Origin of the sequence: Paenarthrobacter sp. (assembly GCF_031180005.1) — a bacterium.
In the GTDB taxonomy this organism is placed as follows: domain Bacteria; phylum Actinomycetota; class Actinomycetes; order Actinomycetales; family Micrococcaceae; genus Arthrobacter.
In genome coordinates this window covers 35335-47500 of sequence record NZ_JAPSHI010000007.1, presented here as the reverse complement: position 1 = coordinate 47500, position 12166 = coordinate 35335, and the positions used below count along the sequence as shown (strand labels likewise).

Annotated in this window: 15 protein-coding genes; 7 read left to right on the top strand and 8 right to left on the bottom strand. The window is 60.6% G+C overall.

Annotated elements, in window-relative coordinates; genetic code table 11:
* Positions 1-36 precede the first annotated feature (36 nt).
* Together RIF72_RS07220 and RIF72_RS07215 are read left to right on the top strand one after the other, a co-directional pair.
* Positions 37-417: a DUF1304 family protein gene (locus RIF72_RS07220; RefSeq protein ID WP_309074160.1), complete on the top strand. Its 381-nt coding sequence runs from the start codon at positions 37-39 to the stop codon at positions 415-417.
* A 106-nt stretch (positions 418-523) separates the two neighbouring features.
* Positions 524-1081, top strand: a complete 558-nt coding sequence (locus RIF72_RS07215) for an AAA family ATPase (RefSeq protein ID WP_309074159.1) — start codon at positions 524-526, stop codon at positions 1079-1081.
* A 29-nt stretch (positions 1082-1110) separates the two neighbouring features.
* Here RIF72_RS07215 and dnaB read toward each other — a convergent pair whose 3' ends face one another.
* Entirely contained in the window at positions 1111-2496 is a 1386-nt protein-coding gene (dnaB, locus tag RIF72_RS07210) for a replicative DNA helicase (protein ID WP_309074158.1), read from the bottom strand.
* A 587-nt stretch (positions 2497-3083) separates the two neighbouring features.
* On the opposite strand from dnaB, the gene RIF72_RS07205 reads away from it, so the two are divergent.
* Together RIF72_RS07205 and RIF72_RS07200 are read left to right on the top strand one after the other, a co-directional pair.
* Positions 3084-3557, top strand: a complete 474-nt coding sequence (locus RIF72_RS07205; RefSeq protein WP_309074274.1) for a hypothetical protein — start codon at positions 3084-3086, stop codon at positions 3555-3557.
* A 7-nt stretch (positions 3558-3564) separates the two neighbouring features.
* Positions 3565-4140 (top strand): hypothetical protein, encoded by a 576-nt coding sequence (locus tag RIF72_RS07200; RefSeq protein ID WP_309074157.1) that lies wholly within the window; start codon positions 3565-3567, stop codon positions 4138-4140.
* A gap of 6 nt (positions 4141-4146) precedes the next feature.
* On the opposite strand, the gene RIF72_RS07195 is transcribed toward RIF72_RS07200, so the two are convergent.
* From RIF72_RS07195 to RIF72_RS07180, 4 genes are all read right to left on the bottom strand, one after another.
* Positions 4147-4503, bottom strand: coding sequence for a zf-TFIIB domain-containing protein (locus tag RIF72_RS07195; RefSeq protein ID WP_309074156.1), 357 nt, complete (start codon positions 4501-4503; stop codon positions 4147-4149).
* A 49-nt stretch (positions 4504-4552) separates the two neighbouring features.
* Positions 4553-5179 (bottom strand): FMN reductase, encoded by a 627-nt coding sequence (locus RIF72_RS07190; RefSeq protein ID WP_309074273.1) that lies wholly within the window; start codon positions 5177-5179, stop codon positions 4553-4555.
* Between the two features lie 118 nt (positions 5180-5297).
* Entirely contained in the window at positions 5298-6149 is an 852-nt protein-coding gene (locus RIF72_RS07185; protein WP_309074155.1) for an alpha/beta hydrolase, read from the bottom strand.
* Positions 6150-6436: 287 nt separating this feature from the next.
* On the bottom strand, positions 6437-6949 hold the full coding sequence (locus RIF72_RS07180; protein ID WP_309074154.1) for a GNAT family N-acetyltransferase: 513 nt from the start codon (positions 6947-6949) through the stop codon (positions 6437-6439).
* Between the two features lie 167 nt (positions 6950-7116).
* Here RIF72_RS07180 and RIF72_RS07175 point away from each other — a divergent pair, with 167 nt between their 5' ends.
* Positions 7117-8367, top strand: coding sequence for a CoA transferase (locus tag RIF72_RS07175; protein ID WP_309074153.1), 1251 nt, complete (start codon positions 7117-7119; stop codon positions 8365-8367).
* Positions 8364-9359, top strand: a complete 996-nt coding sequence (locus RIF72_RS07170; RefSeq protein ID WP_309074152.1) for a hydroxymethylglutaryl-CoA lyase — start codon at positions 8364-8366, stop codon at positions 9357-9359. Before RIF72_RS07175 ends, RIF72_RS07170 begins: the two co-directional genes overlap by 4 nt.
* A gap of 38 nt (positions 9360-9397) precedes the next feature.
* Here RIF72_RS07170 and RIF72_RS07165 read toward each other — a convergent pair whose 3' ends face one another.
* Both RIF72_RS07165 and RIF72_RS07160 read right to left on the bottom strand, forming a co-directional pair.
* Positions 9398-9847: an SRPBCC family protein gene (locus RIF72_RS07165; RefSeq protein WP_309074151.1), complete on the bottom strand. Its 450-nt coding sequence runs from the start codon at positions 9845-9847 to the stop codon at positions 9398-9400.
* A 79-nt stretch (positions 9848-9926) separates the two neighbouring features.
* Entirely contained in the window at positions 9927-10220 is a 294-nt protein-coding gene (locus RIF72_RS07160; RefSeq protein ID WP_309074150.1) for a DUF4287 domain-containing protein, read from the bottom strand.
* A gap of 124 nt (positions 10221-10344) precedes the next feature.
* Here RIF72_RS07160 and RIF72_RS07155 point away from each other — a divergent pair, with 124 nt between their 5' ends.
* Positions 10345-11235 carry a hypothetical protein gene (locus tag RIF72_RS07155; protein ID WP_309074149.1) on the top strand — a complete coding sequence of 297 codons (891 nt, stop codon included), beginning with the start codon at positions 10345-10347 and terminating at the stop codon, positions 11233-11235.
* Between the two features lie 4 nt (positions 11236-11239).
* On the opposite strand, the gene RIF72_RS07150 is transcribed toward RIF72_RS07155, so the two are convergent.
* Positions 11240-12139, bottom strand: a complete 900-nt coding sequence (locus RIF72_RS07150; protein ID WP_309074148.1) for a diacylglycerol kinase family protein — start codon at positions 12137-12139, stop codon at positions 11240-11242.
* Positions 12140-12166: the final 27 nt, after the last annotated feature.

Below are 12166 nucleotides of genomic sequence, written 5' to 3'. Positions count from 1 at the left end.
ATTGGGTGTCTTGGCTTCCGTCTGGAGGACGCGCTCATGAATCTACTGAGTCAGGTTCTGGCCGGCGCTACTGCGCTGGCACTGATCAGCGTCGGCCTGATGGAGATCTTCCGGCACGGTGATCAGCGTTTGCACCGGATTTTTCTGATCGAACCTGATGATGTTCGTGCCGTTCGCATGTGGGCAATGAACGTTGGCGCCTACAACGTAACCTTCGGGGTTGGCATGGCCGTGGGATTGTGGATGGTGAACTCCGGCAACCCGGCGGGTGGGGCAGCTATCGTCCTTTTTTGCTGTCTGAGCCATGTTTTTCTGGGTTTCTGGCTGTGGGTCACGGAAAAGCGCCTGCTGTTGAGCGCTATAGGGCAGGCACTCTTCCCTGGCCTTGCCGTGATCTTCTACTTGTTGTTCGGCTGAGCCAGCCCAGCCGTACCAGCCAGTCGAAATCGAACGCCCAGCCCTCGGGTTGGCCTAGAGTGTCAGGCATGTCTCCCACCACGTGCTTCAAGCGACCGGACACTCGATGGCTGAACTGATCCTGCTCAACGGCCCGCCCGGAATTGGAAAATCGACCCTCGCCGGAATGTACGCGGATGGCCATCCCGGTGTCCTCAACCTGGATGTCGATAAGGTTCGCTGCTTGATCGGAGGTTGGGAGGAGGACTTCCAGGCCGCCGGGAACCTGGTGCGTCCGATTGCGCTCAGCATGGCCGCCACGCACCTGATGGCTGGGCATACAGTGATCATGCCGCAGTATCTCGACTCCGGGGATGAAGTCTTGTTGTTCCGCAATGCTGCAGAAGAGGCCGGCGCAGGCTTCAGGGAAATCGTTCTGATGGACAGCCGCGAGGCATCTGTTGAGAGGTTCTACTCACGCAAGGACAGCCAGGACCCCTGGCACGCCCGCGTAACCGCCATTGTGGAACAAGGTGGAGGTTCACAGTTGTTGGAGTCGATGTATGAGCACCTCGCCATCGGCCTTGATTCCCGTCCAATGGCCACCACAATTACCAGCCGAAGAGGTCACATCGAGGAGACTTACGAGGACCTGACGGCGGCCTTGGCTCTGGCCGCCCCATAAAGGTAGAACGCAGGGCCGTTCTGGAGCAGTTAGAAGCCGCCACCGGCACCTGTTTCGCCCGCCATGTTGGCAAAGCGAGAGTAGTGACCTTGGAAGGCAACCACAATGTCCTTGGTGGGACCGTTACGGTGCTTGGCGATCAGAATGTCTGCCTCACCGGCGCGGGGCGATTCTTTGTCGTAGACATCCTCACGGTGGAGCAGGATGACCATGTCGGCGTCCTGCTCGATGGAGCCTGATTCACGGAGGTCGGACACCATGGGGCGCTTGTCCTGGCGCTGCTCGGAACCACGGTTCAGCTGTGACAGTGCGATGACGGGAACCTGCAGCTCCTTGGCAAGCAGCTTCAGGGCACGGGAGAACTCGGAGACTTCCTGCTGGCGGGACTCAACTTTCTTACCGGAGCTCATGAGCTGGAGGTAGTCGAGGATCACGAGTTTGAGGTCGTGCTGCTGCTTCAAGCGGCGGCATTTGGCGCGGATTTCCATGAGGGACATGTTGGGGCTGTCGTCAATAAACAGCGGAGCGTCGTTCATGCGGCCCATGGTGGTGGCGATCTTGGACCATTGCTCGTCCTTGATGGTGCCCTTGCGCAGATCCTGCAGACCGATGGTCGCTTCTGCGGAGAGAAGACGCATGGCGATCTCGTTCCGGCCCATTTCCAGGGAGAACATGACTGTGGCCAGGTTGTTCTTGATGGCCGCGGAGCGGGCAAAGTCCAGCGCGAACGTGGACTTACCCACGGCAGGACGGGCAGCGATAACAATCATCTGGCCGGGGTGAAGTCCGTGCGTCAACTCGTCCAGCTCGTAGAAGCCGGTAGGAACGCCCGTCATGCCTTCGCCGCGGTGACCAGACGCTTCAATTTCATCCACGGTGGATTCCATGACGTCCTTCAACGCCACGTAGTCCTCCGCAGTACGCTTCTCAGCTACCGCGTACACCTCGGCCTGGGCCTGGTTGACCAGGTCTTCCACTTCGCCGTCCTGGCCGTAGCCCATCTGGACGATCTTGGTGCCGGCGTTAACCAGGCGGCGCAGCACTGCGCGTTCAGCAACGATCTCGGCATAGTAGCCGGCATTGGCCGCTGTGGGGACCGTTTGGATGAGCTCGTGGAGGTAGGCAGGACCGCCGATCCGGTTGATCTCACCGCGTTTGGTCAGTTCATCTGAGACTGTGACGGCGTCGGCGGGTTCGCCCCGGCCGTAGAGATCGATGATGGACTCGTAGATGGTCTCGTGTGCTGGACGATAAAAGTCGTGCCCGCGGACGATTTCGACTACGTCGGCGATGGCGTCTTTGGAGAGCATCATGCCGCCGAGCACCGACTGTTCAGCGGGGATGTCCTGTGGAGGTTTCCGGCTCGAGTCCGAAGCGCGTGAGCCCTCGATTGAGTCCAAGTGCGTAACTGACAAAGCCGTCCTCCATTTGTGTACCGCTGCAGGTTTACTTCCTGGCGGTCCTTAAAGCGCAGTGTGGCTACAGGGTCCGCCTGATGCATCCCACGATGTCAGGCAGGTCCGACAGAATAGCCGTATCCACAAGTTATCCACAGTCGGTTCCGGAGACCCGTCACAAGTAGTGACTTTTCGGGAGTCCGAGAAACCCGGCACGGGATATTCATGCCCAAATTGGACACTTCAGACACGTTACAGCAGACGTCGCATACCCCCTGTGGAAAACCTGTGGAATACAAGCCCCACGTTGTGCACAGACTGTGCGTTACCCTGTGGATAGAGAAATTCTTTTAGGGGAAAATAGCCTCCGACCTGCGGAAACACTCTTCACAAGCTGTGGACCCAAGAAAGATTTGGGCGGAACTAATCCACAGAGGTCGCATGCCGCCAGGCCACCCGCACAAGCAAAATCATGCTAAACATGCCGAAATTGTGATGCATCTTACAAAGCGGACGTTAATTTGACACATCTCTCTCAGAAGCCTATGCCGAAAGTGGAATGTGCTGTGGATAACCAACTTCTGGCATAAGCTCTAAGCATGGGGATGAACTTTGGTGACGTACTGACGATTGTCCTTCCGCTTCTTGTCCTCGTGGGCCTGCTGTGGGCACTCACCGCGGCCTTCAAACCGCGGGACACGGGCGTCTCGGACGCCGAGAGGTATCAGCGTGAACTAGCGGCGCGTTCCGCTGCGCACCAAGCGTCCCAAGTACAGGAAGCGCTGGCCCTCCGTGCACGGATTGAAGCCACCACCAAGCCGAGCCAAAACGAGGCCAGTCAGAGGGAGCAGGCAGAGAACACCAGGACGGCCATCCAGGCGCAGGCGGCGCGGTCCCACGCAGCCGGCCAAACGGGTCGTCAACCTGCCGTCCTGCCCAATGGCCAGCTGAACCCGCAACTTGCCTTCGAGCTACAAAACCTGGTCCGGAGCGGGAAGAAGATCGAGGCCATCAAAGTCCTGCGCCAGGCCACCCACTCAGATTTGCTTACTGCCAAGAACTACGTAGATCGGCTCTGACAACGCCATGGATTCCATCCTCATCCCGCTATTGATCCTCATTGTGGTCATTGCGGGCGTGCTCCTGCTTATTCGCTCGTTCACCAAGCGCTCGGCTGAAAGCAAGGCAAGCATCGCAGCGGCGAATGCTCCCAAGGACCCAGTGGAGTTGGCCAAGGAGTCTGCGGCCAAACTCAATCAGGAACAGCACCGACAGCTCTACTCGCTCATCGCGCAGGGGCAGGGCATGGCGGCCATCAAGCTCTACCTGCAGGCTACTGGTGAGGGCCTGCGGGCCTCGCGTAACGCCGTCGGCGCCCTGGCGGCGCACCCTCAGCCGTTCACGCCGGAGGCTCCGCCCAAAGACTTACTGGCCGACGACGACGATGAGCCCGAACGCTTCCCCTACCGGTACAGGGCAATCGTCAGCAAGGGCGAAGTCACCCGGGAAGTGAGCAGCAACATGCTCAACGACGAGATCTACGGACGAATCCGCACGCTGGCAAAGAGCGGTGACGTGGAGGGCGCGGCACTTGCCTTGACGCGCCACTCAGACATCAACATTAAGCAGGCCCGTGAGTTCATCGAACTCTTGGACGACTAAACGCGACTAGAAGTCGAACAAGTCGCCCAGGAACCCTTCCTTCTTCTTGCGCTTGCGGCTGTACTGGTCGCGATCGTAGCCGTCACGGCGGTCGTTGTCCCTTCGGTCGTAGTCGCGCCTGTCCCTATCGTCGTACCGCGGCTGCTGGGGCCGCGACTCAAAGGGATTGTAGATGGGCGGCGGCGCGATAGGAGGCTGGGACGGCGCGGCGGCGGGCCGGACCGGAGCTGGGATGGTTTCCGCCGCGACGCGATCGATGATCTTGTCCAACTCCCCACGATCCAGCCACACACCCCTGCACTGGGGGCAGTAGTCGATCTCCACACCGCTTCGTTCGCTCATCACCAGGTCAATGGAATCCACAGGACATTTCATGTTTGCCCCAACGATCGGACCGTGGAATAAGTTCGGCCTATCTGCCTGCTGAGATACCGGCGAGCAGCTGTTCGAACGGCAGCGACTCGAGCGAGTCGTTCTTGCGGCGCGGCTGCGACCTGCTCAACAACTGCACGAGTTCACCTGCGGCCCGGTCTACGCGCACCGAGAGCGGCGAGGCGCCGTCGTCGGCGTTTCCCCAGTCCTGTGGCCCCGCGAAGACGCCGGTAGCCGCGATCCTGGTCCGCAAGTAGCTGAACAGGGGCCGCATTGCGTAGTCGAGGACCATTTGGTGGCGGTCGGTGCCGCCCGTAGCGCCCAGCAGCACGGCTTTGCCTTCCAGCGACTTCGGGTCCAGGACGTCGATAAACGACTTGAACAGACCACTGTAGGAGGCACTGAAGACGGGGCTGACTGCGATGATGGCGTCGGAATCCTCGACGCCGGCAATCACGTCCGCCAGGCGCGGTGCGGCATAGCCGGTGACGAAGTTATTGGCGATGTCCACCGCCAGGTCGCGCAGTTCGACGACGTCAATCTTCGCTTGGTACCCTGCCGCGCGCAGTTGCCGCTCTGTGGAGGCGGCCAGCTGGTCGGCCAGCAAGCGGCTCGACGACGGTACACCAAGTCCGGCGGAAAGTACGGTGATGCGGCGGGTTTCCATGGCGTTCTCCTGTTGCTCGTTCATCCAGCTTACATGCGTTTGCATCTAAATCAATGAACAGGGCCGTGCTACGAAGTATTCCCGAAAGGCCTGAATTGTGTCTTCTGCCGGGCGCTGGCTACCGCCTCGCGGCGTGAGTGGAGAGGAAATCGAAGGTCTTGTCCCGAGCCTCGCGCGCCTCATCGAAATTCAAGTGGAACTGGTACTCATGCGGCAGTTCAGGCTCGTGCGTAGCAGGCCAGAAGAGCTCCGTCACCGGGACCCCGGCGTCCTTCAGCCGATTGCTGTAGGGAACAGACTGCAGCCACGTGAGCCCGTCGCCATTGCCGCCGCTGATGAACGTCGGCGGGAAGTCGTCGGTCACGAAATCGATGGTGGACATGGTCGCGCCAGCGTAGGTAGCAGACCAATCCTTCGTGCCCGTATACGCCCACAAGGACGTCTTGAAACCCCAGGCAACGATTCCGCTAAGGTCCGCCATGGCCCGAAGGTCATAGACACCACAATGCAGGATGGTGGCCGCCAGCTCCGACTTCTGTAGCGCAGGTTGGATTCCCATCAGATTGGCATACTCGGGGTTCACGGTGAGCGTGGTCATCTGGCTCGCGAGTTGCGCGCCGGCAGAGTCGCCGGCCAGGACAATGCGGCTGGTGTCCACGTTCAGCTCGGCGGCATGGGCCTTGATGTAGGCAAGGGCTTCGTTGATGTCACCCACCGCCGTGGGATAGGTGGCCTCGGGGGCGATCGGATAACTCATGCCAATGGTGGTGTATCCCTCGGCCGCCAGGATCTGGAGATACGGATTCACATCGCGCTGGGCACCGGAAATCCAAGCGCCTCCATGAATCCACACCACGGTGGGAAGTGGCGCAGTAGTGCCTGCGGGACTGAAAACATCGAAGGTGGAACCGGGCTTGTACACGATGCCCGGCTGCGTTTGCAGCGGTGTATCAGGAACGTACGGTGTCATTTCGTCAATCGTTGCCTGCGCCCCGCGCTCAAAAACACTTCGGATCAGCATGGCCGAGGGCCATGGTGTAGCCGAAAGTGCCAGAGCGACGACCAGCACCAGCAATATCGCCAACTCCAGCTTTCGTTGCCGGTTAGACCGCTTCCGCTGGGTCTTCGAAGGCAATCCCTTTCGGGCTGTCTCACTCTGCCTCGTGCTCGCTTGAATTGATTCCAACGGCCCCATCACACTCTCCCCCGGTCGGCGCATCTGAAGACCATGCTAAGGCTGACGGGCGTCCCCGAGGGTCAGGACAGCGGCCGCGCCGCCTGCAGCAGGACCCCTTCGCCGCCGTCGAACGTTACCGTATGAAATCGGGGCCCCCGGGCCACCTCACGAAATCCCCACTTCCGGTGCAAAGCCAGCGACGCCTCGTTCTGCACGTTGACCACAAACCACGCGCGGTCAGCCCGCTCCCAAATCCACGCCATACGGGCGGCCGTCAGTTCCGCAGCTACTCCAAGGCGCCGGAAATCCGGCCGCACGGTGACACCACCCAAGTAGTGACCGGCCAACGCAGGGCCGTCGTCATAGTCCCAGTGATGGGTTTTCGCCCAACCCACGACGCCGGCCCCTCCGCCCACATTCGCGTCATCTTGCGCTTCTGCGACGACGACGAGACGCACGTGGTCCGCGACGGCGGCGCTAAGGCTCGCGGCGAATCTCTCAGCGAGGGCCTGCGAAGTCCGCACGGCCGCCATGTCCACGGCGATGATGCCAGGTACGTCAGCTTGGCTGGCGGGTCGGATCGCGAAGATCATGTTCCTATCCTGGTTTCGCGAAAGGACTGCATTATGAGTTCACGCTCATAATGGGGTTAACGATTTGGCCTCCCTCATCGCTCTTCATGGTCCCCCTGATCCTGCCATGAGCCTGCTGTACTGACCAGCCCCGCCAACCGCCTGCCGACCACGCACGAAAGAAGACCATGACACACCAATCAATCGCCCCTCTGGCTGGCGTCCGGGTCCTGGAACTCGGTAACTACATCGCCGCGCCGACGGCCGGCAGGCTACTCGCCGATTTCGGAGCTGAAGTCATCAAAGTAGAGCGGCCCGGGACCGGCGACGAACTACGCAACTGGCGCCTGCACAAGGGCAACACGTCAATGTTGTACCGCACGCTGAACCGCAACAAGAAGTCCGTGGTCCTGGATCTGCGCACAGAGGCAGGCAAGCAGGCAGTGCTGGAGCTCGTTGCCAAGTGCGACATCCTGCTGGAGAACTTCCGTCCCGGCACCTTGGAAAAGTGGGGCTTGGCCCCGGAGGTCCTCAACGAAGCCAATCCGGACCTGATCGTCACCCGCATCTCTGCCTTCGGGCAGACCGGGCCGCTGTCCGAGCGACCAGGTTTCGCCGCCGTCGCAGAAGCTTACGGAGGGTTCCGCAACCTGGTGGGCGACCCGGACCGGGCCCCGGTGCGGGTTGGCGTCTCCATCGGAGATTCCATCGCGGGCCTGTACGCCGCCTTCGGCTCCATGATGAGCCTGTTCCAGCGTGAAGCACGACGCCGGGACTCGGCTGGCGCCGTTCCGCTCACCGAGCGCATCATCGACGTCGCACTGAACGAGGCAATGTTCTCAATGATGGAATCGCTGATCCCGGACTACCAGGCGTATGGCGTGGACCGGCAACGTGTTGGTGGCCGCATGGAGGGCATTGCTCCTTCCAACGCCTACGTGTGCAAGGACGGCGCGAGCATTGTGGTGGCCGGCAACGGTGACTCGATTTACCAGCGATACATGCAGACTATCGGCCGCCCGGACCTCGCAGAGGATCCTTCCCTGCAAACAAACGCCGGGCGCTGGGAGAAACGCGAAGAACTGGATCAGGCCATAGGCGAGTGGGCAGCGACGCTTTCGGCTGCCCAGGCCCTTACGGCCCTCGAAGCCGCAGGCGTTCCTGCCGGCCCCATTTACACTGCTGCTGATATCAGCACGGACAGCCAGTACGCCGCCCGCAACATGATCCAAAAGTTCGATGTGTCCACGGGCGAGGAAATCCTTCCAGGCGTCGGGTTCCCGGGCATTGTCCCGGTGATCGGGGACCAGTCATTGCCCATTCGGAACCTGGGCCCGGACCTGGGCGAAAACACGCAGGAAATCCTTGGCGGACTCCTGAACATGGACGCCGAACAGATCAAGGCGGCTTCCGGCTGCGAGGAGGCGCTCCGACCATGAACCACTTTGAAAGCCCCCTTTCCTCAACGCTGGGCAACGTTCTCTTGCGGGACGTCACGCTGCGCGATGGGCTCCAGCTCACCGGCAAGCTCCTACCCGCAGAGCAGAAGATCGAGACCGTGCGGGAACTGCTGCGACTGGGAGTGCCCGCGATCGAGCTAGGTTCCATGGCCCGCGCAGACTTGGTCCCCACCATGGCCAACACATTGGAAGTGGTCCAGGCCCTCACCCCTGAGGAACTGGAAAAATGCTGGATTTGGGTGGCAACACCTGGTCACGTTGTCAAAGCGTCAGCCGCAGGTGCGAGGAACTTCCAGTACTGCTTGTCTGCCTCGGATACGCACAACAAGGCGAACATCGGGCGCACCACTGACGAGAGCTTGGCCGCTTTGCCCCTGGCCGTTGAGTACACCCGCGCAGTGAACGGCCAGATCCAGCTGTGCATAGCCACCTCCTTCACGTGCCCGTTTGAGGGTTACGTTCCGGAGGAGCGCATCCTCTCCATCGCCAACGATCCCCGGGCGGAGGGCACCACGGACATCGTCATCTGTGACACCCTGGGGCAAGCCGTACCGGCGCAGGTATCTCGGCTGATCACCCGGGTGCGGGATGAGTCCCCAGCGCGTCGGATCGTGTACCACGGCCACGACACCTGGGGTTTGGGTGTAGCGAACACACTGGCCGCCATCCAGGCCGGCGCCGCGATGGTGGACGGCGCCCTGGGCGGTCTGGGCGGATGCCCGTTCGCGCCCGGTGCCAGCGGCAACACCTCCAGCGAAGACATCCTCTTTGCGACACGTCCCGAGTGGCTGACTTCGGATGTTTTCCGGGAACTGGTTGTCCTTTCGGAAAAGCTGTTGGCGGAACTGGGTGAGCCCAACCGTTCCAAGGCAGCCCAGGGAGCCCGTTCCAAAGCTGAAGCCTTTGACTGGGCCATTCCTGGCGCAAATCAGCCTTCCGGTAGTCAGCCAGCCTCCGCTGGAGGTAACTGACCACGGGAAACCATTTCCTGGTAACTACTGCCCTGCCTTTAGTTCTTCCGGCCAGCCCCGCCCGCAGCCATGAGCCCCAGGCGCCTGAGGGTCTCGCGGTTTCGTACGGAAATCAGGGGATCCCGCAAGGCCTTGGGCACCACTTTTCCTGGCCCCCGCACCGCATCCTCAGCGATGGAGACACGGCATTGAGAGCCTCCCAGATCCTCAAGGGTGATCAGCACCTTTGCCTCACCCAAGGGCCACCCTCTTGCGAGCAGCTCCAACTTTTGGCCGGGTTCCATGCTTGTCACCCGGGTGCTGTCATCAATAAGGAAAGGCCAGGAGCCTACTGAATGGTGCAACTTTGCCCCCACGTGTGGCCACTGCTCGTCCACGGCACGGATTCTTGAGGCACCCACAACCCAGCCGGAATAGAGCCAACCATCTTCAATGACCTTCCAGATGTCGGCGGCAGGGGACTTGAACAGCTGCGTCACGGTAGACATGGTGTTCCTCTCTGCATACACATCAGGAAATGGCCTGACACCAAGCTAAGCATGCTTACTGTAGGCTCGCCACCATGTTTCAGGGAGTTGGCTTGCTGGCCTTCCCATCCAGCCAGAGCGTGTCCGAATCGTCTCCGTGGGTCCCGTCCGAACCAACGTGCTTGTTGTCGATCTTCGGCCCCTTTTTAATGACGTGCACCAGCGCCATTCCGTGGCCACGGCCAAGATCGTAATCGGCTTTAAGCCATTCAAGAATCACCCCGGCCTTAACCGAGGGGTCGTTGAATCCCTTGGTTTCCGCAATTTCAACCAGTTGTCGCGGGGTGAGTCCGGTTTTGTCTTCAATTGCGTCGAGATAAGCCTGGAATGACATCAACATCGCCTTTCGTCTTCTAATTCATGGAATTCCGGTCTAGGTGGGGACATCGTACCGGGCTGAACGACTCAGCTCTTGCTATCCGACTCGGGGTTGTTGACGTTCGACCTACACTGATCGCATGATGAGCTGGCGGTGGCGTTCTTTTGCGGTGAGTTCCGCTCTCGCCATGGCCATGCCGCTTGTGGCCGGATGTAACTCGGGCGGCTCCGGCAATACCGGATCGCCGACACCCAGCGAAATGTCCGGACCCATCACCGTGGAGGTCAATCAATCACGGGATCAATACGGCAAGCAAGCCATCCAAATACAGCTCACAAACACCACGGATTCACCCGTGACAGTGACCGGCGCACGGCTGCACTCTCCCCTATTTGAAGGAGACATCTCCTGGGAGCCGTCGGCGGGCAGCCTTGAACTACCACCCCGTCAGCCCAAGAGCGTTCCTGCTGTGTTGCCCGCGGCAACGTGCAATACGTCCGCGGACGAGTCAACGGAACTCAAGGCCGATGTCACCCACTCGACGCCTGGCAAGGACCCTGTGATGGTGAGCACGAGCGCATCCGATCCATTCGGCGTCCTGGAAAGGAACGCCTACGAGCTATGCATCGCAGCGGAAGCAGCCGCCGTGGCAACAATCGTCTTGGACCCGGGACTTGAACTGGCCGCTGACGGTCGCACCGCCGTCGTACGCCTTGTCATCACGCCAGCCACGCCGGGAGGGACAAGGCAAAGCCTCACTATTGCATCGATCGATGAAACCACGTTACTGGCCCAACCTCCCGCTGCCCCCTGGCCCAGGAATGTCGCCGTGCGCGCGGACAGGCAAGAAATCCCATTGACCATCCGCCCGGCCCGTTGTGATCCGCATGCTGTTGCAGAAGACAAAGTGGGTACCCTCTTGCCACTGAGGGTCGCCATTGGTGAAAGAAAGGGAGTACTGAAGGTTGCAGCGCCGAACGACCTGCGCAGCCGGATCTACGACTTCATCACGGACGCCTGCGCAGGCTAAGGGCCTAGCCGAGGGTGGCCAGGGCGCGGGGAGCGCACTCCACTTTGACCTTGACGTTGGCCCCTACGGACTTCACTTCGCCGTCCATTTGGTACGGCAGCGGCTTGAGCGTGGTGAATTCGTAGCTACTCACACTCGGCTGATCGCCCAGGCCCTGGGTGGTGGCCTTTAGCGCAGTGAGGACAGTGCGCCATTTGGGCATGTGCGGGAAGACGATCACCTCGAATTTCCCATCCGAGGGGTGGTCCTCTGCTTCGCTCAACGTGGCGTACTTGGCCATTTCATTGATGTTGGCGAAGACAAGACTGTCGAACTTTCGGCGCTTCCCATCAGCCAAGCGGATGCCAAAGGGCTCGAATTTGGAGAAGGTCTGGATAACAGCGACCATTTCCTTAAGAGCACCTTTGCTGCCCTTTTCGAGTTCAGTGGCAACCACGGGGGTGAGGCCAAATCCGATATAGGAATGCGCGTATTCAAGGGGCTCATTCTCTTTTTGGCCTGTGTGAATGCGGAGAAGGTCAATGTTGTGGACATGCCCCTCGGCGATGGCCTCTTCCAAAGATTTAGTCGCGATGATCCGGCTATGGTCGTTCGCGTTGCCGGCGGCCCTGACCGCGCAGACGGCCCGTGGGTTCCCGGCCTGCATCACACCGTTAACCACCTCGTTGTAGCCACCATCGCCACTCACCGAGACCACCAGGACGTCACCGCCCTTCGAGGCTGCTTCCCGCGCCAGGTCCACGGCATGCCCGGCGTGCTCAGTGGGCTGGAGTACTATTTCCGGCTGATATGTGAGCAGCTCCTTGAGCCTGTCGTGCAGTTGCTGCGCCAGCTCAGGCGCGTCCCCTGTGCTGTTGGGATTGAAGATGATGACAATCGACTCAAAGGTCCGTGCAGAATCCATACGTGCTCCTCCTAGGTGCGCCCGCTT

Excerpts from the sequence above, each read along its gene's own strand:
- RIF72_RS07170 (WP_309074152.1), top strand. The coding sequence starts at position 8,364 with ATGAACCACTTTGAAAGCCCCCTTTCCTCAACGCTGGGCAACGTTCTC.
- RIF72_RS07185 (WP_309074155.1), bottom strand. The coding sequence starts at position 6,149 with ATGACACCGTACGTTCCTGATACACCGCTGCAAACGCAGCCGGGCATC.
- RIF72_RS07175 (WP_309074153.1), top strand. The coding sequence starts at position 7,117 with ATGACACACCAATCAATCGCCCCTCTGGCTGGCGTCCGGGTCCTGGAA.
- RIF72_RS07215 (WP_309074159.1), top strand. The coding sequence starts at position 524 with ATGGCTGAACTGATCCTGCTCAACGGCCCGCCCGGAATTGGAAAATCG.
- RIF72_RS07200 (WP_309074157.1), top strand. The coding sequence starts at position 3,565 with ATGGATTCCATCCTCATCCCGCTATTGATCCTCATTGTGGTCATTGCG.
- RIF72_RS07160 (WP_309074150.1), bottom strand. The coding sequence starts at position 10,220 with ATGTCATTCCAGGCTTATCTCGACGCAATTGAAGACAAAACCGGACTC.
- RIF72_RS07150 (WP_309074148.1), bottom strand. The coding sequence starts at position 12,139 with ATGGATTCTGCACGGACCTTTGAGTCGATTGTCATCATCTTCAATCCC.
- RIF72_RS07220 (WP_309074160.1), top strand. The coding sequence starts at position 37 with ATGAATCTACTGAGTCAGGTTCTGGCCGGCGCTACTGCGCTGGCACTG.
- RIF72_RS07190 (WP_309074273.1), bottom strand. The coding sequence starts at position 5,179 with ATGGAAACCCGCCGCATCACCGTACTTTCCGCCGGACTTGGTGTACCG.
- RIF72_RS07155 (WP_309074149.1), top strand. The coding sequence starts at position 10,345 with ATGATGAGCTGGCGGTGGCGTTCTTTTGCGGTGAGTTCCGCTCTCGCC.
- RIF72_RS07180 (WP_309074154.1), bottom strand. The coding sequence starts at position 6,949 with ATGATCTTCGCGATCCGACCCGCCAGCCAAGCTGACGTACCTGGCATC.
- RIF72_RS07205 (WP_309074274.1), top strand. The coding sequence starts at position 3,084 with ATGAACTTTGGTGACGTACTGACGATTGTCCTTCCGCTTCTTGTCCTC.
- RIF72_RS07165 (WP_309074151.1), bottom strand. The coding sequence starts at position 9,847 with ATGTCTACCGTGACGCAGCTGTTCAAGTCCCCTGCCGCCGACATCTGG.